At 60.1% G+C, this 19,915-nt stretch carries 19 protein-coding genes and 2 pseudogenes; 15 read left to right on the plus strand and 6 right to left on the minus strand.

Annotation, left to right across the window (positions count from 1 at the left end; genetic code table 11):
* Positions 1-85: 85 nt before the first annotated feature.
* Both B0O95_RS07975 and B0O95_RS07980 read right to left on the minus strand, forming a co-directional pair.
* Positions 86-1,339 carry a glycosyltransferase gene (locus B0O95_RS07975; RefSeq protein ID WP_104077414.1) on the minus strand — a complete coding sequence of 418 codons (1,254 nt, stop codon included), beginning with the start codon at positions 1,337-1,339 and terminating at the stop codon, positions 86-88.
* A 512-nt stretch (positions 1,340-1,851) separates the two neighbouring features.
* The gene (locus B0O95_RS07980) at positions 1,852-3,909 is read right to left on the minus strand and encodes a sigma-54-dependent Fis family transcriptional regulator (protein ID WP_104077475.1); all 2,058 of its coding nucleotides are present in this window, start codon (positions 3,907-3,909) and stop codon (positions 1,852-1,854) included.
* A 476-nt stretch (positions 3,910-4,385) separates the two neighbouring features.
* Here B0O95_RS07980 and B0O95_RS07985 point away from each other — a divergent pair, with 476 nt between their 5' ends.
* The 10 genes and pseudogenes from B0O95_RS07985 (at position 4,386) to B0O95_RS17355 (ending at position 13,127) form a co-directional block, all read left to right on the plus strand.
* Entirely contained in the window at positions 4,386-5,447 is a 1,062-nt protein-coding gene (locus B0O95_RS07985) for an ATP-NAD kinase family protein (protein WP_104077476.1), read from the plus strand.
* A gap of 27 nt (positions 5,448-5,474) precedes the next feature.
* Positions 5,475-6,458: a thiamine pyrophosphate-dependent dehydrogenase E1 component subunit alpha gene (locus B0O95_RS07990; protein WP_104077415.1), complete on the plus strand. Its 984-nt coding sequence runs from the start codon at positions 5,475-5,477 to the stop codon at positions 6,456-6,458.
* 132 nt (positions 6,459-6,590) lie between these two features.
* Entirely contained in the window at positions 6,591-7,595 is a 1,005-nt protein-coding gene (locus B0O95_RS07995; RefSeq protein WP_104077416.1) for an alpha-ketoacid dehydrogenase subunit beta, read from the plus strand.
* Positions 7,596-7,598: 3 nt separating this feature from the next.
* Entirely contained in the window at positions 7,599-8,711 is a 1,113-nt protein-coding gene (locus B0O95_RS08000; RefSeq protein ID WP_104077417.1) for an acetoin dehydrogenase dihydrolipoyllysine-residue acetyltransferase subunit, read from the plus strand.
* A 2-nt stretch (positions 8,712-8,713) separates the two neighbouring features.
* Positions 8,714-9,697 carry a lipoyl synthase gene (lipA, locus tag B0O95_RS08005; RefSeq protein WP_104077418.1) on the plus strand — a complete coding sequence of 328 codons (984 nt, stop codon included), beginning with the start codon at positions 8,714-8,716 and terminating at the stop codon, positions 9,695-9,697.
* A 661-nt stretch (positions 9,698-10,358) separates the two neighbouring features.
* Positions 10,359-10,655 (plus strand): hypothetical protein, encoded by a 297-nt coding sequence (locus B0O95_RS16100; RefSeq protein ID WP_199180475.1) that lies wholly within the window; start codon positions 10,359-10,361, stop codon positions 10,653-10,655.
* A gap of 199 nt (positions 10,656-10,854) precedes the next feature.
* A pseudogene (locus tag B0O95_RS08015) lies at positions 10,855-11,182 on the plus strand (type II toxin-antitoxin system RelE/ParE family toxin).
* A complete protein-coding gene (locus B0O95_RS08020; protein WP_370641770.1) occupies positions 11,175-11,507 on the plus strand; it encodes a helix-turn-helix domain-containing protein in 333 nt (110 codons plus the stop codon). The pseudogene B0O95_RS08015 and the gene B0O95_RS08020 overlap by 8 nt, the downstream one beginning before the upstream one ends.
* 603 nt (positions 11,508-12,110) lie before the next feature.
* The gene (locus B0O95_RS17350; protein WP_463605573.1) at positions 12,111-12,503 is read left to right on the plus strand and encodes a DUF1016 N-terminal domain-containing protein; all 393 of its coding nucleotides are present in this window, start codon (positions 12,111-12,113) and stop codon (positions 12,501-12,503) included.
* 123 nt (positions 12,504-12,626) lie between these two features.
* On the plus strand, positions 12,627-13,127 hold the full coding sequence (locus tag B0O95_RS17355) for a PDDEXK nuclease domain-containing protein (protein ID WP_463605574.1): 501 nt from the start codon (positions 12,627-12,629) through the stop codon (positions 13,125-13,127).
* A gap of 25 nt (positions 13,128-13,152) precedes the next feature.
* Here the strand turns inward: B0O95_RS17355 and B0O95_RS08030 are convergent, their stop codons facing one another.
* Entirely contained in the window at positions 13,153-14,376 is a 1,224-nt protein-coding gene (locus B0O95_RS08030; protein ID WP_146064022.1) for an MFS transporter, read from the minus strand.
* A 157-nt stretch (positions 14,377-14,533) separates the two neighbouring features.
* On the opposite strand from B0O95_RS08030, the pseudogene B0O95_RS08035 reads away from it, so the two are divergent.
* Positions 14,534-15,287: pseudogene (locus tag B0O95_RS08035) on the plus strand (AraC family transcriptional regulator); the annotation flags it as partial.
* Between the two features lie 362 nt (positions 15,288-15,649).
* Here the strand turns inward: B0O95_RS08035 and B0O95_RS08040 are convergent.
* Positions 15,650-16,231 (minus strand): hypothetical protein, encoded by a 582-nt coding sequence (locus tag B0O95_RS08040; protein ID WP_104077421.1) that lies wholly within the window; start codon positions 16,229-16,231, stop codon positions 15,650-15,652.
* A gap of 259 nt (positions 16,232-16,490) precedes the next feature.
* On the opposite strand from B0O95_RS08040, the gene B0O95_RS17175 reads away from it, so the two are divergent.
* The 4 genes from B0O95_RS17175 (at position 16,491) to B0O95_RS08050 (ending at position 18,517) form a co-directional block, all read left to right on the plus strand.
* Positions 16,491-16,691 (plus strand): LysR family transcriptional regulator, encoded by a 201-nt coding sequence (locus tag B0O95_RS17175; RefSeq protein ID WP_370641769.1) that lies wholly within the window; start codon positions 16,491-16,493, stop codon positions 16,689-16,691.
* On the plus strand, positions 16,675-17,052 hold the full coding sequence (locus B0O95_RS17180; protein ID WP_416171940.1) for an IS3 family transposase: 378 nt from the start codon (positions 16,675-16,677) through the stop codon (positions 17,050-17,052). Before B0O95_RS17175 ends, B0O95_RS17180 begins: the two co-directional genes overlap by 17 nt.
* Entirely contained in the window at positions 17,049-17,537 is a 489-nt protein-coding gene (locus B0O95_RS17185; protein WP_370641767.1) for an integrase core domain-containing protein, read from the plus strand. Before B0O95_RS17180 ends, B0O95_RS17185 begins: the two co-directional genes overlap by 4 nt.
* A gap of 62 nt (positions 17,538-17,599) precedes the next feature.
* Positions 17,600-18,517: a LysR substrate-binding domain-containing protein gene (locus tag B0O95_RS08050; protein ID WP_104077422.1), complete on the plus strand. Its 918-nt coding sequence runs from the start codon at positions 17,600-17,602 to the stop codon at positions 18,515-18,517.
* A gap of 54 nt (positions 18,518-18,571) precedes the next feature.
* Here the strand turns inward: B0O95_RS08050 and B0O95_RS08055 are convergent, their stop codons facing one another.
* Positions 18,572-19,141, minus strand: a complete 570-nt coding sequence (locus B0O95_RS08055; RefSeq protein ID WP_104077423.1) for a TIGR00725 family protein — start codon at positions 19,139-19,141, stop codon at positions 18,572-18,574.
* Entirely contained in the window at positions 19,095-19,913 is an 819-nt protein-coding gene (locus tag B0O95_RS08060; protein WP_104077424.1) for an ABC transporter permease, read from the minus strand. The genes B0O95_RS08055 and B0O95_RS08060 overlap by 47 nt, the downstream gene beginning before the upstream one ends.
* Positions 19,914-19,915 lie beyond the last annotated feature (2 nt).

The raw sequence follows: 19,915 nt of genomic DNA on the forward strand, positions 1-19,915 counted from the left end.
GTGACGCCTATAGCATACGCCGGACAAAATCGGCCGCGAACGAATCAATAGCGCAATTGATATGAAGACGGCTGTTCGACGCTGGTCAGGCTATTCTGGCAGCCGGCACGGCGCGTTTGGATGCGAGGATCGCGTCAACATACGCTTTCAGCCTCGCGTTGCTTGCGTCGATGCCGTAATGTTGTGCTCGCTGGCGAGCGCGTCCGGCGAGCCCGGTGCGCAGCGCGGGGTCGGTCAGCACCGTACGCATTGCGTCTACCATCGCGTCGACGTCGCCGACCGGAACGAGGATGCCGGCACGGCCGCCATCGAGGATTTCACTGGGCCCGGTCGGGCAGTCGGTTGCGATAATCGGCCTGCCCAGCGCGAGGCCCTCGAGCAGCACCATCGGCATGCCTTCGTAGCGCGAACTCAGTATCTGGAGTGTCGCGCCGGCGATCACTGGATGCGGGTTGTTCAATTGACCGGTGAAGTGCACACGCTCGCTGATACCCAACTCGCGCGCCAATTGCTCGAGTTCGGCGCGAAACGCTCCGTCTCCCACCATCACCAAATGCTCGCGTACGACGTGCGCCATCACCAAACGTTGATATGCTCGCAACAGCGTGCGATGGTCCTTCTGGATCTCGTCAAGGCGGGCTACCGAGACGATGTAGGGCTCATCAGGCATTGACGCGCTGCCGACCTGATGGGACGCACGTTCGTGGATCGCCGCGATATCGATCGCATTGGGCAGCACCAGCAGCGGAGGTAGCCGCGAGCCGAACATCGCCCGTGCTTCATCGGCCATGTGCTCGGTCAGCGCCGCAATCCGGTCGTAGGCTTGATATTGTTTCAGCAAGCGCCGGACCTTGTGAGGCCGGCCACCCAGCCGAGCATCGAAGCTGAAGTGATTTACTCCGAGCCATCCGACGCCGTACCGGCCTGCGATGCGGCGCAGCGACATATCGAAATCGACGATTAAATGATGCTCGCGGGCAAGATGGGCGATGCGCTGTGACACATAACGGCGCACGACAACCGTATTGAAGATGTCGCGCGCGATGCGTTCGAGTTTGCTGCGCTTGTGCAGGTGACGTCGTGTTTGGAAAAAATTCAGCCATCTGCGATCGACCAGCGACTCGATGCGCACGTCGGCCGGGATCGACGCGCGGAAACGACGTTCCAGCGCAGCCGACGTGAACATGACTGACAGCGTCACATTGAAATGCTTGCGATCGAAAACGCGCAACCATTGGATCAGTGCGCTTTCAATGCCGCCGTCGTTAAATTCGGTGATGTGGAAAATAATCCGGGCGCACTGTGCCGTGCCGGCTTCCCTTGATGATAATCGTTTCATGAGCAACGTGTGGTGAATGGCTACGACGACTCGACGCCACGTTGATGGCGTGAACGCATACCCCTAGCCGCGAAGCGTTATACCACAATCCTGTGCGGACCCTTTCCGTTCGCGCGCGCGTTCATGCTGCACCGCAAAACTTTATGCGCAAAAAGCTTGTGTGAGGGCCCGCGGTCGATGTTGATGCCAATGATGGATGAAGCCCTATCTCGATCGCCATCAACGCCGCCGCCCACTAACCTTGTCTTGGCGGCATCGCGGGCCAAAGCGCGAGCGACATATGACGCCGAACAGCGTTGCAACCAAACAGCGGTGCCATCAAGAAATAGGCGCCAGCGCAGGCTGTGCCCAGTTGCGCAATGCGGCGAAGAATAACACCAGGCTGACGCCGTACCCGGCACAACCTGTCAGCGCGCGGCGGTGACGGCCCAGCACAAGCATGCCGCCGCCCGGCGAGACGCGTAAGACAGACGCCCAGCTAAATGACAGGATACCGTATGTTTTGCGTGGACCTATGCGGCCGGCAGTCGGTGGGGTGGGACGATGCCCAGCTTGGCGATGCGCCGGTACAGCGTTGCGCGCGATATGCCGAGTGCCTGTGCCGCCGGAATGGGGCGCCACTGGTGCCGCGTCAGCGCAGCGACGATACGTTCGCGCTCGTCGGTCAGTGATTCGAGCGTCACCGGCGGCGTTGCTGGTGAGTCCAGTTCGGATGCGATTTCGGCTGGCAAATGGTGCCATTCGACCCGGTTTGTGTCGGTCACGGCGCATGCGTAGCGCAATGCGTGGCGCAGTTGCCGCACGTTGCCGGGCCACGGATGATGGCACAGGCGTTCGAGTACCGCAGGATCGAGCACGAGCTTATGCGGCACGGCGCGCGCTTCGTCGTCGAAAACGGCCTGTATCAGCGCCCGAATGTCGATACGTTCGCGAAGCGGCGGCAGCCGTAGTACCGCCCCGCTGAGGCGGTAGTACAGGTCCTCGCGGAACGTGCCTTGCGCGACCATTGCGTCCAGGTCGCGGTGTGTCGCGCAAATCACGTTCACATCGACGCGGGTCGCCGTCTCGGCGCCCAACGGTAGTACCTCGCCGTCGGCTAGTACACGCAGCAGCCGTGTTTGCAGCGACAGCGGCATGTCGCCGATCTCATCTAGGAACAGTGTGCCGCCATGCGCGAGCGCGATCTTGCCGCGCGTGCCTTTGCTGCGTGCGCCCGTGAACGCACCGGCCGCATACCCAAACAACTCGCTTTCGATCAGCGACTCCGGCAGCGCACCGCAGTTAACCGCCACGAAGGGTTGCTGGCATCGGATGCCCGACTCATGAATCGCGCGCGCGAAGACCTCTTTGCCGCAGCCGCTTTCCCCGAGAATCAGGATCGGCAGGCGCCGCTCCGCGACGCGCAGCGCAATGCTCGCCGCCTGGGCGACCCGCCGGTCCTGGCTCTGCGCGAAGACTCCCAGTGGTCCAGTGCCGGCCGGCGTATCGGACAGACGACCGGCTGGCATACCGGGCCGCATACCGGATGGGCCGGGTGCTCGACTATCGTGCGGCAGCGCGCCGTGCAACGATGACGCAAGCCGTGCTGACGCCGCTGGTCTGGCAGCACGCGCTGAAGTCAAGACGCCCGCCGCGTGCCCACGCCGTTGCGGTCTACGGATTCGCGCATATAGAATCGTACCCGACGCGCACAGCCGCAACGGCAGCACGTCATGCAGATTCGACGCATCGAGCATGCGCGCAAGCGGCACGTCGAACAAGTCAGCCAGGTGGCCACGGGCGCCGCCGGTGAGCCCTGGAATGGTCTCGCGAGCGTGGGCGTTGGCCGCAACAAGGTTGCCGCCCTCGTCGAACGCAATCAGTACCTCCGGCCACGCCTCGACGAAGTGCCGGCTGATGTGGCCGAACAGGATCCAATGGTGGGTGGTCTGGTTCAGGAAGTAGGCGTCCTCGATCAATCGGGCGTTTTGTCGCACCAATTGGTAGATCAATCCCTGGCTGTCGCGATTGTCCGGCGAGCGGATCGCCGACGCATCGAGCACGCCAATCAGACACCCGTCCGGCGCGAAGATCGGCGCCGCGCTGCACGTAAGCGTGGTGAATGCGGCGCGGAAATGATCCGTCTTATGCACGGTAATCGGGGCTAGGTCGGCGAGCACGTTAGCGATGCCGCACGTGCCTTCCTCCTGTTCAGACCAACACGATCCGATGTGCAAGCCCGCATGCTTGAAGTCCGCGCGACGATCGCGGTCGATCCGATAGTCGATCGTCACGCCATGTGAATTAGTTAGTAATACACAATAGTCCGCGGTGCGGACCGTCTCGTGCAGCCTGGACAGGCACTGGCCCGATGCACGCAAAAATGCCTCTTCGCGCTCGCGCAACTCGCGCAGTTCGCTAGCGCTGACGACGCGCGGCCCCACGCGCGAGGACGGATCGAGCCGGTACTGCTCGAGCGAACGTTGCCAAGATGAAACGAGGCGCGACGCTTCGTTGTTGAGTGGTGCGTTGCGACTTTCGATCGCGCTGTGTACGCGCTTGATGTGCTGGTTAAATGAGACGTACGGCATCGCGAACTCCGGCAGAGAACCTGCAGCTTGAGCCGTTTTTAGCACATTCGTCGCCTTCGGCACACGTTGCAATGCAACATGCCCAGTGGCGTGAGACGACCGTCTCATCAGGCAGCGCCACGCGTCTCACGCTCATCTAGGCATGTTGCGCTGGTGCGCCAACTTGTCCCAACCCCGTCGCAGCGGACTTGTCCCGGCTTGATGCCGTCACGCTTTGCCGCCCCTCGATGCGAGCGAGCGCATACGGACGACGACGCATTGAGACAGCCAAGTAGACGCTCAGCGTGGCGCCACCGCGCGTGCAGTTTCTTCGTATGGGCTGCGCAGCCCCATTGCGATGGGCTTGCGCGGCTGGCGTGAACGTGGCTTACTCATATTGGCATGCACATTGCAATGACAGTGTCTGCCAGCAACATGTCCGCTCATGCTGATGAGCGGTGACGCCGGGTGGCAACGCCGGGCAAGGAGACAACGCTGTGTCAAGCACCGTTCCGGTGGTCGGTATCATTGCTAATCCTGCATCTGGTCGCGATATTCGTCGCCTGACCACGCATGCGTCGGTGTTCCCGACTGCCGAAAAAGCGAACATGGTGGTCCGGCTACTTGCAGGGCTGGGTGCGTTGGGCGTGCGTCGCGTATTGACACTGCGGGACAAAACGGGTGTCGCGGCGCTCGTGTTGCGCGCTGTGCAGACGCAGGCGGCCCTGGGCGGACGCGAGCGGTGGCCGCAGGTGGAGTTCGCCGACCTGCCGATGACGCAGAGCGTGGCCGACACGCATGCGGGTGTGGCGTACATGGTCGAGCGCGGCGTATCGCTGATCGCCGTGCTGGGTGGCGATGGCACCCATCGCGCGGTGGCGATGCATTGCCGCGACGTGCCGCTGCTCACGTTGTCCACCGGCACTAACAACAGCTTCCCGGATCTGCGCGAGGCGACCGTGGCGGGCCTGGCCGGTGCCCTGGTCGCGATCGGCGCAGTTCCTCCGGACACGGCACTGTCGCGCAACAAACGCCTCGTGGTGCGCTGTGTATCTGGACGCAAGCGCGGACATGAGGAGATTGCGCTGGTTGACCTGTGCGTGAGCCGGCAGCGCTTCGTCGGCGCGCGTGCGGTATCCGATCCGTCTGACATTCACGCCTTGTTCCTGACCTTCGCCGCCGCCGATGCCATTGGCCTGTCGTCGATCGGCGCCGCGTGGGCGCCGGTGGCCCGCACTGCGCCGCATGGCTTGCAGATGACATTTGCCGATGCACCGCCGGCTGGCGTGCCGCTAGTTGCACCCATCGCGCCGGGCCAAATCGGCACCGTGTGGATGACTGACTGTGAGCGGTTGGAGGTCGGCCAGCAGGTCATGCTCGACGCCGTTTATGGCACGTTGGCGTTCGACGGCGAGCGCGAGATCGAAATTGAAAAAGGTGAAACCTATGTCGTTTCGCTCGACTGGGAGGGACCGCTAACGGTCGATGTCGAGCGAACCCTGCGTTTTAGCGCGGCGCGGCAATTCCTGCGTGAACGCGCAGCAGCGTTGTTCAACTAGCACGATCCAATCATAGGAGGTCTAATTATGTCGATATCGAACCAGCTTACCCGCGAGACATTGCTCGACGCGTACCGGTCGATGCGTACGATCCGCGAGTTCGAGGAGCGTTTGCACGTCGAGTTCGCGACCGGTGAGATCCCGGGCTTCGTTCACCTTTATGCGGGCGAGGAAGCGTCCGCGGTCGGCACGATGATGCACCTGAACGATATCGATTATGTGGCGACGACGCACCGTGGCCACGGTCATTGCATTGCCAAGGGCGTCGACGTGCATGGCATGATGGCCGAGATCTACGGCCGCCGCACTGGCGTTTGCCGGGGCAAAGGTGGCTCGATGCACATCGCTGACCTGTCGCGTGGCATGTTAGGCGCGAACGGCATTGTTGGCGCAGGCGCACCGCTGGTGTGTGGCGCCGCGCTATCCGCCAAGTTCAAGAAAACCGGTGGTGTTGGCGTTTGCTTCTTCGGTGACGGCGCGTCCAACCAGGGTGTGATTTTCGAATCGATGAACCTGGCCTCGGTCTGGCGGTTGCCGGCCATTTTTGTGGCTGAGAACAATGGATACGCTGAAGCGACATCGGCATCGTGGTCCGTCGCGGCCGACAACATTGCCGACCGCGCCAATGGCTTCGGCATGCCCGGCGTGATTGTGGACGGATTCGATTTCTTCACTGTGTACGAGGCGCTGGGCGAAGCCATCAGCCGTGCTCGCCACGGCGGCGGCCCGACGCTGGTCGAGGTTAAGTTCACGCGCTATTACGGGCACTTCGAGGGCGACGCGCAGACGTACCGGGAGTCAGGCGAAGTGCAGAAGGCTCGAGAAGAAAAGGACTGCTTAAAGAATTTCGAGGAGCGCGTGGTACGCAGCGAACTGGTTCGAGTGGATGAGCTGCGCGCAATCGATGAGCGCGTCAAGGCGCTGATCGACGACGCGGTGCGCAGCGCGAAGGCCGCCCCGCTGCCGACCGAAGCGGACTTGCTGAGCGACGTCTACGTCGCCTATCCGTGAGGACGGCGTAATGGATGCGATGCGCAGCGGGACGATGCCCCGTCAGACGTCGCGGCACGATGCGAGAAGCGACGCGCGGTGTGTGCGCGCCGCGCTCCGATCCAATTCGAAACTAGCTACCAGGAGACGGCCATGGCCAGGAAGATCACTTACCAACAAGCTATAAATGAGGCGTTGAGCCAAGAAATGGCGCGTGACGAAAACGTCATCGTGATGGGTGAGGACAACGCCGGCGGTGCGGGCTCGCCCGGCGAGCAGGATGCGTGGGGCGGCGTGCTCGGGGTGACCAAGGGGTTGTTCCATCGATACCCTGGGCGGGTGCTCGACACACCGCTGTCCGAGGGTGGGTTCATTGGTGCGGCGGTTGGTGCCGCCGCGTGCGGCATGCGGCCGGTCGCCGAACTGATGTTCATTGACTTCATGGGAGTGTGTTTCGACCAGATATTCAACCAGGCGGCCAAGTTCCGTTACATGTTTGGCGGCAAGGCGGTTACCCCGGTGGTGATCCGCACGATGCAGGGTGCGGGACTGCGCGCCGCCGCCCAACACTCGCAAATGCTCACGTCGCTGTTTACGCATGTGCCCGGGCTGAAGGTGGTATGTCCGTCCACGCCCTATGACGCGAAAGGGCTGCTGATCCAGTCGATCCGCGATGACGACCCGGTGATTTTCTGCGAGCACAAGCTGTTGTACAGCCGAGAAGGGGACGTGCCGGAGGAGTCTTATGCAATTCCGTTTGGCGAGGCCAACGTGGTGCGCGACGGCGACGATGCGACGATTATCACCTATGGACGGATGGTGCACCAGTCGGTGGAGGCGGCCAATGCGCTGGCCAGGCAAGGCATTGACGTCGAAGTGATCGACTTACGCACGACGTCGCCGCTGGACGAGGAAACGATCCTGGAGAGCGCGTCGCGCACCGGTCGGGTGGTGGTCGTTGATGAAGCCAACCCCCGTTGCTCGGTGGCGACTGACATTGCCGCGCTCATCGCGCAGCGTGCATTCAAATCGCTCAAGGCGCAGATCGAGCTGGTCACCGCGCCGCATACGCCAGCCCCGTTTGCCGGCGTGTTGGAGGACATGTACATCCCGTCGTCTGAGAAGATCGCGGCGGCCGTGACTAAGGTAAGGAGCTGATCGATGCCGATTCACATGATTACGATGCCCAAGTGGGGGCTGTCGATGGAGCAGGGCCAGGTCAACGGGTGGCTCAAGCAGATCGGCGACAAGGTATCTAAGGGCGATGAGTTGCTTGACGTGGAGACAGAGAAAATTTCCTCTGGCGTGGAATGTGCATTTGACGGTGTGTTGCGCCGGCAGATTGCCGTCGAAGGCGAAACGCTGCCGGTCGGCGCCTTGTTGGCGGTAGTGGCTGATACCGACGCGAGCGATGCCCAAATCGACGCAGCCGTTGCGGCGTTCCAGCGCGATTTTGTGCCGGCCGCGGCCGATGCGGCTGACACGGGACCGCAGCCGCAGAAGCGCATCGTCGGCGCGCATACGATCCGCTACTTGAAGCAGGGCGATGGCGGCGTTCCGGTGTTGCTGATCCACGGGTTCGGTGGTGACCTGAACAACTGGCTGTTCAACCACGCCGAGCTGGCGGCGCGCCGCGCAGTATGGGCGCTGGACCTGCCGGGGCATGGGGAGTCGAGCAAGCCGCTGAAAGCCGGCACATTGGACGAGCTTGCCCAATATGTGTCCGCGTTCATGCGCGAAGAGGGGATCGAGCGTGCGCACCTGGTGGGCCATTCGATGGGCGGCGCCGTTGCGCTGCAGATCGCCAGCGTGGAGCCGCAGCGAGTCGCGTCGCTGGCACTGATTGCCAGCGCCGGGCTAGGTCGCGAAATCGACGCAGATTACATTGGCGGATTCGTGGCCGGGACCAGCCGCAATACGCTCAAGCCGCATCTGCTGAAGCTGTTTGCAGATCCCGCGCTGGTCACTCGCCAATTGGTCGAGGACATCGTTAAGTACAAGCGTCTGGACGGCGTAAACGAGACGCTCGCCAAGATCGCGGCGGCGACATTTGGCGACGGTGTTCAGCGGCACGTGTACCGCGACCGGCTCGCCGAGCTAGCGCCGCGCACGCTGGTGATCTGGGGCAGTGAGGACCGCATCATTCCGTCGCTGCATGCACAGGGGCTGCCTGCGGGCGTGCAGTCGCACGTCATCGAAGGCAAAGGGCACATGGTGCAGATGGAGGCGGCTACCGAGGTCAACCAGGTGTTAAACGCGTTCCTCGGAGACTGACGATGGGAACGGTGACGCCGTACCGGAGCCTGACCGCGCTCGGACAGCGCGGCGCGCGCAGTCACGACAAGCTCGCTCGCATCCCGGTGAAGGTCGTGCATCCGGACGGTGCGTCGTTGCCGAAGCCGGCATGGCTGCGGGCGCGGCCGATGATGAGCGAAGCCGTCGCACACGTGGCCGCGGTGCTGCGTGAGCACGGCCTGCACTCGGTATGTGAGGAAGCGATGTGCCCGAACATCGGCGAGTGCTTCGCCCAGCGCAGTGCGACGTTCATGGTGATGGGCGGCATTTGCACGCGCCGGTGCCCGTTTTGTGACGTCGCCCATGGCCGGCCACCGCCGCTGGATGAGCAGGAGCCGGCGAGATTGGCCGATGCAGCGGCCGTACTCGGTTTGCGCTACGTCGTCGTGACCTCGGTGGATCGCGACGACTTGCGCGATGGTGGCGCGGGACACTTCGCGCGCTGCGTGCAGACATTGCGTGCACGCGTGCCGGGCGTGAGCGTGGAAATCCTGACGCCGGATTTCCGCGGCAGGACCCATCGAGCATTGGACGCACTGTCAATGTCGTGGCCGGATGTGTTCAACCACAACATCGAAACCGTTCCTTCGCTGTATCGTGTCGCGCGGCCGGGCGCCGATTATGCCGGATCGCTGGCGTTGCTCGCACAGGTTAAGACGCGTAACCCAGCGCTGCTGACTAAGTCAGGCCTGATGCTCGGCCTTGGCGAGCGTGACGACGAGGTTATTGCGACGCTGCAGGACTTGCGCCGGCACGGCGTGGACATCATCACGCTTGGGCAGTATCTGGCACCGTCGCCGGGGCATTTGCCGGTGAAGCGCTATGTGAGCCCCGCGGCGTTCGACGCGTTGCGCACGACGGCGATGGAACTCGGTTTTCGGCAGGTGATCGCCGGGCCGTTGGTGCGCTCCTCGTACCACGCGGCGCAAACCGTGCAGGGCGTCGAACGAGTCGACTCTATTTAGCGCAGCGCTGACTGCTGCCGGCGCGTAGCTGGATCCTCAATATTGCACCAGTATCGTCGCGCGGGTTGGCTGCGCGAATTGCTGCATCGTTGCCGATAGCCAGCGGGACGTTGTCGGGGTGCGCCCCACGGCGGCAAGCCGTCGTGGGGTGATGCCGTACGCCACCAGCAGGCGTACGACGGCGCCGGCACGGGCTGATCATAGTTCCCAATTCGCTGCGGATCTGGCCGTGGGGGAGGATATCGTCGGTGTGGCCTTCGACGAGGATGTCGTAAGCACTGTGCCGCTTGAGCATGCCGGGTGAATGACTGCGTTATCGATCATTTTCAGCGGCGTGTCGGTCGCGACGATCGCCTACGGCATCCCGCACCGTTCGGACGCAAGCGTGACGCCTACAGTCCGGTGATTTCATCAACCACGCGTTAACGACCGACAGTGATTGCCAGCGGTCGACCTGCGACAGCGTGAAGCCAGCGTCTTTCCTGACTCGGCAAGAACGGCCGTAAACGATTCGATTCCGGTTGATCTGTGCGCGAATCTGCTACTAGCCAATGCGGCAGCGCATCCAACCAATGGCTTTTCAGTGATTCACTGCGCGTCCGCCGCGCGCAACATGCCGCCGCTCGGTGACGTCATTTCAAGGGCCGGCGGAATAACATATGTGCGTGACCGTGCCAAACTCGATGCCGAGCTGGCCAAACTCGGTGACAAGCGGCTCGCGGCACTCAATAGAACGCTGCTCGAGGCCTACCGCTTTGCATTCGACGATGCAACGGTATTCCTCGATCATTATGCCCGCCGTCCGCTCACGTGGATGGACGATGAGACACGAACGCGGTTTCCGACGGATGTGGAAAGCATCGAATGGCCAACGCTGATCGATGCGATGCTTGCGCAGCTGCCGCTCAACAGCACTTACCGAACTTCCCGCCGTACCGACCTTGCTGGCGCTCTGTAGCCGCGCTGACCATCCCTGGAGCAATGCCTTACTCTCGTAGAACGCTCGCGCAGCGGGCGACTTGACCGACAACAGGCGCACATACACGGACCACGGCAGCGCGAAACGCGTGGCCAGTTGCGCGAACTGCGGGAGTAACATCATCCCATGAGGCAACACGCCAGTTTGCCGAAAATTAGCAAATTGCTATGATTGCTCCATGAATTGGGCTGTCACCTACTATTAACGAACGCGTCAAACGCGACGTTTTCGCCATGCCAATAGGCATCCTCGCTGATTACCGGCGATTGCTCTCGCTAATGGAAGACCATGGCGCGGATTTACGACTGCCCCATTTGCGTGCGATGGGGGAAGGCTTGTTCGAACTACGCCCGAAGGGGCCTGAAGGCATCGGGCGCGTGTTTTATTGCACGCAGGTGGGCCGGCGCATTGTCGTGCTGCATTCTTTTACGAAGAAGACACAGTGGACACCGGAGAGTGAATTGTGCATTGCCCGCAAACGTCTCAAGGAGATAGGCAATGGTTAAGAACCGATTGAAACAGGAACTCGAGGAGCGGTACAACCCGGTGCCGCACACTGCGGAGGATGATGCGCGTTTGTTTGCAGACCCGACGTTCAAGGCAGCATACGACGCACTCGAAGAAGAGTACGCGGCACTGCACGCGCTGCTTGCCGCTCGACGGGAAGCTGGACTTACGCAGGCCCAAATCGCCGAGCGCATGGGCACCACGGCATCCGCAGTGTCTCGACTCGAAGCCTCGCTCGCTAGCGAGAAGCATTCGCCATCGTTCGCAACGATGCGCAAATACGCCGCCGCGTGTGGCAAGAAGCTTGTGATCTCGTTTGCTTGAACAGGTAGGCGTCGAAAGACGTGAGCTTAGAGCCGAGGAAGTAGCGGGTCTTCCATGGACTACGCGGAATGCTCGTCGTTGTGGTTCCCGAGTGGTTCGTTCCTGGCTGCGCGATGGTGGCTCGGGCCTTGCGCGGTGGCACAACGCGACATATACCTCGGGCCGTGCCGTCAGGTAGCCTGACGGAAACGTCGGCGTGGGCTGTGCTCGCGCAAAAGGGCAATCTCCTGGGCGAGCGTATCGCGCTCGCGCCTCCTCAGTTTGCACCATGACGCCGTTTTGCACGCCCTCGAGTCGCACGGTGTTCGTGTCGATGTGTGTGCGCAAAGTGGTCTCCCGCTCAACACACTCAGCCCGTAGCGCATCGAGCTCGCGAGCTTGCGCCGCGCGCAGCACACCTCGCTCTGGTCGCGTTCAGCGATCGCACCCTGCGTGGCCTGGATAGCCGCGTCGCGCTCGGCTTGGGTGGGTATTCCGGCCCAACGTGACAACACGACGGCAATGGATAGAGGCGGTCGGCGAGCGGTACCGCCGTTCTGATCGGAGCGAGAAGCGCGCGATACTGGACGAGTTTGTCCAGGTGACGGTCGGCGCATCGTCACGGTGGAGCAGCATGGCGCCGAAAGGGCGACGTATGGGCAGGTGTTGCTGACGCGCCTGGCCGAGGACTTGACCGGCCGGTTTGGCCGCGGTTTCAGTCGAGCGAATTTGGTCAGCATGCGTGCTTTTTACCCGGCTTGGCCGCCGGAGCAGATTTGTCAGACACTGTCTGGCAAATCTGCTGACGCGGAAAAAGGCCAGACACCATCTGGCAAATCCCTGTCGGCTGCGTCCGGCACGGCGTCGCCCCCGCAGTTCGCGCAACTGGCCGCGTGTTTCGGGCTGCCGTGGTCCGTGTATGTGCGCCTGTTGTCGGTCAAGTCGCCTGCTGCGCGAGCGTTCTACGGGAGTAAGGCATTGCGCCAGGGATGGTCGGTGCGGCAACTGGACCGGTAGATCGGCAGCCAGCTGTATGAGCGGCTTGCACTGTCACGCAACAAGGTCGCGCTACTCGACAAGACTGGGAAGTCACACCCGGAGGATGCGCTGACGCCTGAGGAAACGATCCGCAACCCGTTCGTGCTCGAGTTCCTCGACCTGAAGGACGAATATTCTGAATCGGATCTCGAACAAGCGTTGATTCAGCATTTGGCGGATTTCCTGCTCGAATTAGGCGATGATTTCGCCTTCGTCGGGCGGCAGCGCCGTCTTCGGATCGAAGATAGCTGGTTCAGGATCGACTTGCTGTTTTTCCATCGACGCCTTAAGTGCCTGATCGTCATCGACTTGAAGGTTGGTCGGTTCACGTATGCTGACGCCGGTCAAATGCACATGTACCTGAACTACGCGCGCGAGCATTGGATGAAACCCGGCGAGAACCCGCCGGTTGGACTGATACTGTGCGCGCAAAAGGGCGCTGCTGAGGCCCATTACGCGCTGGGAAACCCGCCCAACACGGTGCTGGCCGCTGAGTACCAGATCATCCTACCCGATGCGGCGCTGATGGTCGAGGAGCTTGAACGCACGCATGCGGAACTGGACAGGCGTAACGCCGGAAAGCGGATCGCCACGGACCGGTGAAGGGGTAGACATCGCTAAGGTTGTCTCAGGGGGCGCGACGCGAAACCTGCGTTGCGGCGACGGCCGAACCGCGCATCCGTGCGCTGAATAGCCACGGTACCACTAACAGATAGCTTGCCGCACCCAATGCCCACGCCAGTCCCGGGAACCATGCCACGCTCCACGCATATACCGCGGTGACCGCAACGGGCCCGCCTACTCCTATCAGGCTGGACAGGCTGGCAAGGGCGCCCTGTAACTCGCCTTGAGCCTCATCGCTAACCTGGCGCGCGATCATGGCTTGCAGCGCCGGCATCGTCATCCCGCCTGCCGCGAACAGCGGGAGCAGGGCGAATGGCACCCATGCGCTGGAGGCTACCGCCAGCAGCGCGAGTCCCGCCGCGTCGGCCGCCACGCCTAGAAGCAGTGAACGCCATTCTCCGACCCGTCCGACCAGTGGTCCAATCACGAATGCCTGTGACAACGCATGGCATGCGCCATATCCTGCTAGCGACAACCCGGCTACGGAGGCTCCCCAGCCGAACTGGTCCTGGCCATACAGGATCCAGAGCGTGGCGGGCACCTGCGACGCGACCACGATCGTGGCATAGATGCCGATCAGCGGCGGCAATTGTGTGCCGGCTCCAAGCCGATTCAGGCTCCCGCCCCAGTTTAGCTTCAAATTCATTTTCCACCCCGTCGTCGTGCCGCGGACGTGGCGTGATTCCGGCAAGACGAGCAATGCGAGCAGCAGGTTCAGGCCGTTCATTACGGCTGCCGCGACGAACGGCGCACGCAGGTGCAGCGCACCCAGCAGGCCGCCGAGCAGCGGTCCGCCGATTAGGCCGACGCCCATCATCGCGCTCAGTTGGCCGAAGCGCTGTGCGCGACGCGGTTCCGGGGTAATGTCGGTGATGTAGGCAGTCGCGACGGCCGCTGTCGCGCCGGTGATGCCTGACAGGGCCCGGCCCACGTATAGCCACGGCAAACTGGGTGCCCACGCCATCACAACATAATCTGTCGCTGCGCCGGCCAACGAAAGCAGCAATACCGGCCGACGTCCGAAACGGTCAGACAGCGCGCCCAGTATCGGCGCAAATACGAACTGCATCAGCGCATACAACGCGAGCAGTATGCCGTAATGGGCACTACTGCCCGCCTGCGTGCCGCCCAGCGAACGCAGCAACGCGGGCAGGATCGGCATGATCAACCCGATGCCGGCAGCGTCGAGCATCACGGTCGCTAGGATGACGAAAAGAGGTTTGGTCACTATGACACTTTATCGGTGACAGAGTTTTGATTATCGCCAAAATACTTTTTCATTGATAGAAAGGGCGGAGAACGCTCCGTCCAAGCGTGGATTCGCGCGGTAGGCGCGCATCGCGTGTCGAGCGGTTCGCCAGGCCAGCGCGGATCCGGCGCGCCGGTCTGGGCCGGACGTGACCAGTCGATCCATCACGGCGTTCGAGGCGGCCACGCTGTGCAAGACTGTTGCGTTGGTGGACGCGGTGCCGCGTTGTGCGACGCAGGTGGCGGCGCAAGCGCAAGGCCGTGACGACGCCGGCGACACGCCGGACGATGCGTTGATCTTCAGCGCCTGCATGGAGTTTGACCTCGGTAGCATGCAGCCGCTGGTCGCGTCGATGCCCGAAGTCATGCTCGTGGGCACATTGCTCGAGCGCTATCCGGAGATTGGGCCGATGCTCGGCGCGATGGAACGGAAGTTTTGCGGTGAGCGGGCAGGATTCGCGGGGATACTGTCCCGGCTGGCCGACGTCGTTGCGGCCTTCGTCGTCCGGGGCTGGGTCGAATGCGGTTGTGGCGACGCGACGGGTTGGGTACAGGCGTTGCGCGACCCGCGTTTGAGCCCGGGCCATTGTCGCATTGCACCGCGAGCCGGGACGCAACTGGACTGTTGCCGAACTGGCGGCGCAGACAGGTTGTTCCCGTTCGGTGTTTACGCAACGGTTCGTTGTTGCCACCGGCATGACGCCGGTGCGCTATTTGACGCAATTGCGGATGCGCCTTGCCGCCCAGTGGGTCGCGCAGGATCGTCAGCAGATCGAGAGTGTGGCCTATCGGCTCGGGTACGGATCGCTTGCCGCCTTCAGCCGCGCCTTCAAGCGCATGAACGGCCGGCCGCCGGGTGCGCTGCGCGCGCCGTCGGCAAGCGGCGCTTGACGGGTTCCGGCCTGTTCAATATCCCGTACAGACTGAGGGACACGGGCAGGACACGTTGTGCCGGTTCTTCGCCGAGATCAACACGCGCAGTAACACCACTGCGACGAGCGGCAGGAACCGCATCAACCGCCCGTCGTGCTGCATGCCCGGTGGTATCTGTCCGACGCATTGAGGCGGCACAACCATGATCACAGTCCGGTGCGCACGTGTAGCAGGCCGGCGCCAATACAGAAGAGCTAACCGCGCCGGTGACTGTGCGGATGGTATTTGCGCGAGCGTGCCACCCAGGCGTTGGCGTTGTCCTGCTTCGCGTTCGGTCAAGTGGCTTGGCTGATGATGTTAGTAGTGCGATGACACGGCGTTTAAACGAATTCTCCGTTGCGATAGAAAAAGTACCGCGTTACAGGTATCCAATCGCCATGGTACGACCAATCGATTTTTATTCCAACGGGATTGATTCCCCAATCGATTCCGATATGGCGCGATGACTGTGCTGCACTTCTTTCCAAATGGATGTCTTTCATGCAGCTTTCTACAATTAAGGAAAAGACGGGTTCTGCAGTGTCATCTTTTATCCGCAACACATAAAGGACACCTTCATCTCCCGAAGAGCAATAGTGGTTCGGACGCCGGTGGGAACGATGGTTGATCACCGTGAGGACGTATTCTTCTCCGTCAATGATCTTTGAATGCATTGTGGGGAACGTGAAGCTCGACGCGGTTAACAATTTTTTGCGTAACATTACTGGTATCTGCAGTACCATGCGCTGACTGCCGTTGTCCTTTAGTACCGTTAGCTCATTGTTAATATACTGGAGAACCCTGCCGTCACGAAGGCCGACGTATTCCGACGAATTATATTGGTAGGCGTGGGTTGAGATGCTAAATCCGTATAGAATCTGGACGAGAAATGCTTGGACCGTCCTTTTCAAACTGTTTAGCATGCTTAATCCTAAGTATCGCTAAAAAGTTAATATGGTAAATAATTCGATGTGCTTGCCGACCTTCATCAGGGAGATCGGTGGTTCGCTCGCAACACCAGCAGATGCTGTCCGTCGGCACGAGCCGCCGTCTGTTTCAAAGCAAAAATGCTGTGGTCGAGATGAAATGTAATTGACAAAAGGCATCTCGACCATTGAATATTTGGATGTCGATTGTTGAACAACAGAAAACTGTCCACTACTCAAAAGAGCATGTCCCACGATGCAGGAACTATTGGCGTTCGACGCTGCCGCTAGGCATGAGGGCCTTACTCGAGCAGCAAGCTCCTTATGCATTACCGTCAGTGGCGTGAGTGAGCAAATTTCCACGTTGAAGGCTTTCATCGGGCGGCTGAAGAAGCTGTTGGCCGCAGCGATGCTCGACATGGAAGCGCTGAAGGTTATCATTGAGGCAAAGCCCTGAGCCCGCAAGTCAAACGCGAGGCAGTGGCGGCGATCCGGAGAAGGTCAACATCTCGGAGCGCTGCGCCTGCCGGCTTGCCGGGCTTTCTCGCAGCGTGTTGCTTGACGAAACGAAGCCTGACTACGAGAACGAAATGCTGATGTCGAGTTTGGTGAATTTGGCGCATGAACGTCGGCGGTTCGACTATCGGCGATTACACGCGTTGATGAAGCGCGACGGTATCCACGCGAACTACAAGCGCGTGCATCGTTTTTATCGTGAAGCGGGGCTGGCTGTGCGGTGCCGTTGCCGGTACCACGGTGTCGTGATTGAACGCGAGCAACGGGCCTTGTCGAGCGGGCCACGAGGCTGGGCCAATTGATTTCGTGGTGGACGCATTGTCGAACGAGTGGCGTCCGAAGTGTAACCATCGTTCACGATTTCCCCAAGAACGCTGTCGATATCGTCGTGAACTCCGGCATCTCGGGCCTTGTATGTCTCTCGAGCGTTGGCCGAGCAGCGCGTGTCCGGGGCGATCCCAAAGCGCTGCGAACGGAACAGGGATCGGAATTGACGAGCCAGGCGCTCGGCCAATGGGCGTACGCCAATGACGTGACGTTGAAATTGATTGAGCCGGGCAAGCCGACGCAAAATGCCTACATCGAATTGTTCAACGGTAAGTTCCGCGTCGAATGTCTTAACGAGCACGGATCTACGACGCTGGCCCACGCCCGCGCAATCACCGCGGCATGGCGTCAGAACTATAACGAGGAATGGCCACGCAGCGCACTAAACTACCTCTCGCCTGGGAAAATTAGTGGTCCCTTGTGGCTCTTTTTGTATGATCTTTTAGCTAAAGTTGACTAAATCACTTGCGACCATTGAATATATGACCGTCCAAGGTTGAGTGACAGGAAATAATTAGGCCAATGAAGAGAGCATGCCCAACCATCCAGGAGTTGCTTGCGTTTGATGCAGTCGCCAAGCATGAGAGTTTCACGCGTGCAGCTAACGTACTGTGCGTTACGGTCAGCGGCGTCAGTAAACAAATTGCCAGCCTAGAATCCTTCGTGGGGCGCCCTCTGCTTCAAAAAGCGGGACGCGGAGTCACACTGACCGCTGTAGGGCGGGAATATTGGAGAAAAATATCCCCAAGTCTGCGCGTTATTGAATCCGCAACCTTTGAAGCCAGACTAGACGAGTCTAGCGCAGGTGTGCTGACCCTAGCTAGCGTACCCACCTTTTTAACAAAGTGGCTTATCCCGCGGTTACCCAGCTTCCGCAAGCTTCACCCTGGCGTCACCTTCAGTTTTGGCCAGCATCTCAGGCTGAATGACTCGCAGCCAGCTGACATTGATGCGGCTATCCGTTTTGGCCCAGGTAATTGGTCATCTGTCATCTCAGATTACATTGCAGGCAAAGAATTCATCTGTATCTACGCTGCTAAACTGGAGCAACAACTAGGTCACCCCATTAAACAGAGCGACGTATTAAAGCAGACTCTACTACACCACGAAGAAGCGCCTTTTGTCTGGCGACAATGGGCAACGCATTGGAATATAGACGAAACAATTACTCTTTCAGGCCCACGCTTTACGCAATATTCCGCCATAATCCAGGCAGTCGTAAACGGTCTAGGGGTGGGCCTCGTGCCGCAGATTCTTGTAGAAGAAGAACTTGCGCAAGGCATCGTGATGCAATTGGGACCAGCGATAGAATTTGATCTAGGGCATTACCTGTGTTTCAATCCAAACCGGATGAACCGACCGATATTTGCAGCGTTCCACTCTTGGATGCTTACGCTTAACAAAGCAGAACAGTCATGTTACAAGGTTCCGGTGGCATAATTTAATAAAGGTGGCGTTGCCAACGGCTAACGAAAAAAGCAAAGATCGAGACTATTATTGAGTGCGAGCATCAGACTCACGAACTAGATATTCGACCACCCATTCGAGAAGCTGATCGGTACTTTCAGCTGCCTGGGCACCGGGTAGCTGAAATTCTTCGTATAATGTAAAAACGGCTTTGCTCCACTTTACGCCCAACGCCATCTCAGAAAGTGTTCCCATTCCACCCCCAATGGCAACCACGCACACGCTACCGCGCACGACCAGCACATTGCGTATTTCACCAATCCCTGTAGGAAGCGCCAATGTAACATATTTGTTAGCGCTACACCGGTCTTCTTCTGGGAGAATGCCAATGGCTATTCCACCCATGTCATATGCGCCATGGCATGCAGCTTCCATTACACCGCCCCGTCCTCCACAAATGATAGGCACGCCGGCACTTGCCAAGACGCTTGCCACTTTGTACGCTGCTGAGCGGCATGCCTCGTCACAAATACTTGGTCCAATTATTCCTACAGGCTGGGGATTACGACGCGGCCCCGATTGAATTTCAATTAACCGGCGAAGCTGCTTGTTAATTTTTTGGGATAGCGGCGTATTCACGCCGGCTTGTAAAAACATTACCCACTCCCAAGACAAAAACACAAAGAGCCAACAGTATTAGCGAAATGGCTGATGCTGCAGCCAAATCAGCGTTACTATCGTTGATTTTGGCAAACAAGAGCAATGGAAGAATATTGAGTTGCGTTCCCACTAAAGCAAGCGCGGTACCATAAGTGCCCATGGCTAAAGCCGCAGCTAGGCAAGCGTTTGCAATGATCGATGGCGCAACCTCGGGTATGACCGTATCGAAAAACGCGCGTGTACGCGAGGCACCGAGTGTACGAGCTGCGAGCCACGGGCGTTCATCCAAGTTGGCGAAGACTGGATAAAGTGATAATGCCACGCGGGGAATCAAATAATACGCGTAAGCTAAAGTAAGCCCGACAGCTGAGTACAGCCATCGCCCGCCCTGGGCAGGGTCGCCACCAAGCATCACTATAAGCTGTGTCACGAAGCCCGCTCTACCGTAAGCTAAAATAAAACCATAAGCAATAACCAGACCTGAAAAAGCAAGTGGGATCCCTAGCAACATCATTAGCCACTGGCGGCGGGATTCCGGCTGCCTCGTCAGTTCGATGGCAATCGCAGTACCTACGATAGTCGAGAGGCAGCCGGAGAACAGGCCGAGCATCACCGTATTCCTAAATGCGCTTAGGAATAAATGATCGGCAATCACTTGACCGAATGCTTCGCCACCGCTCCTAACGGTCTCGGGGACGAGAGCAAGGAGCGGCAGAACAAAAAACAAGCCGAGAAAGGCCCAGGCTGGAAGTAGGCCAAATCGCTTCATGA

This window comes from Mycetohabitans endofungorum, assembly GCF_002927045.1.
Classification (GTDB): Bacteria; Pseudomonadota; Gammaproteobacteria; order Burkholderiales; family Burkholderiaceae; genus Mycetohabitans; species Mycetohabitans endofungorum.

Coding starts and splice junctions, on each gene's coding strand:
- B0O95_RS07975 (WP_104077414.1), bottom strand. CDS start 1,339: ATGAAACGATTATCATCAAGGGAAGCCGGCACGGCACAGTGCGCCCGG.
- B0O95_RS07980 (WP_104077475.1), bottom strand. CDS start 3,909: ATGCCGTACGTCTCATTTAACCAGCACATCAAGCGCGTACACAGCGCG.
- B0O95_RS07990 (WP_104077415.1), top strand. CDS start 5,475: ATGTCGATATCGAACCAGCTTACCCGCGAGACATTGCTCGACGCGTAC.
- B0O95_RS07995 (WP_104077416.1), top strand. CDS start 6,591: ATGGCCAGGAAGATCACTTACCAACAAGCTATAAATGAGGCGTTGAGC.
- B0O95_RS08000 (WP_104077417.1), top strand. CDS start 7,599: ATGCCGATTCACATGATTACGATGCCCAAGTGGGGGCTGTCGATGGAG.
- lipA (WP_104077418.1), top strand. CDS start 8,714: ATGGGAACGGTGACGCCGTACCGGAGCCTGACCGCGCTCGGACAGCGC.
- B0O95_RS08020 (WP_370641770.1), top strand. CDS start 11,175: ATGGTTAAGAACCGATTGAAACAGGAACTCGAGGAGCGGTACAACCCG.
- B0O95_RS08040 (WP_104077421.1), bottom strand. CDS start 16,231: ATGCTAAACAGTTTGAAAAGGACGGTCCAAGCATTTCTCGTCCAGATT.
- B0O95_RS17175 (WP_370641769.1), top strand. CDS start 16,491: ATGCAGGAACTATTGGCGTTCGACGCTGCCGCTAGGCATGAGGGCCTT.
- B0O95_RS08050 (WP_104077422.1), top strand. CDS start 17,600: ATGAAGAGAGCATGCCCAACCATCCAGGAGTTGCTTGCGTTTGATGCA.
- B0O95_RS08055 (WP_104077423.1), bottom strand. CDS start 19,141: ATGTTTTTACAAGCCGGCGTGAATACGCCGCTATCCCAAAAAATTAAC.
- B0O95_RS08060 (WP_104077424.1), bottom strand. CDS start 19,913: ATGAAGCGATTTGGCCTACTTCCAGCCTGGGCCTTTCTCGGCTTGTTT.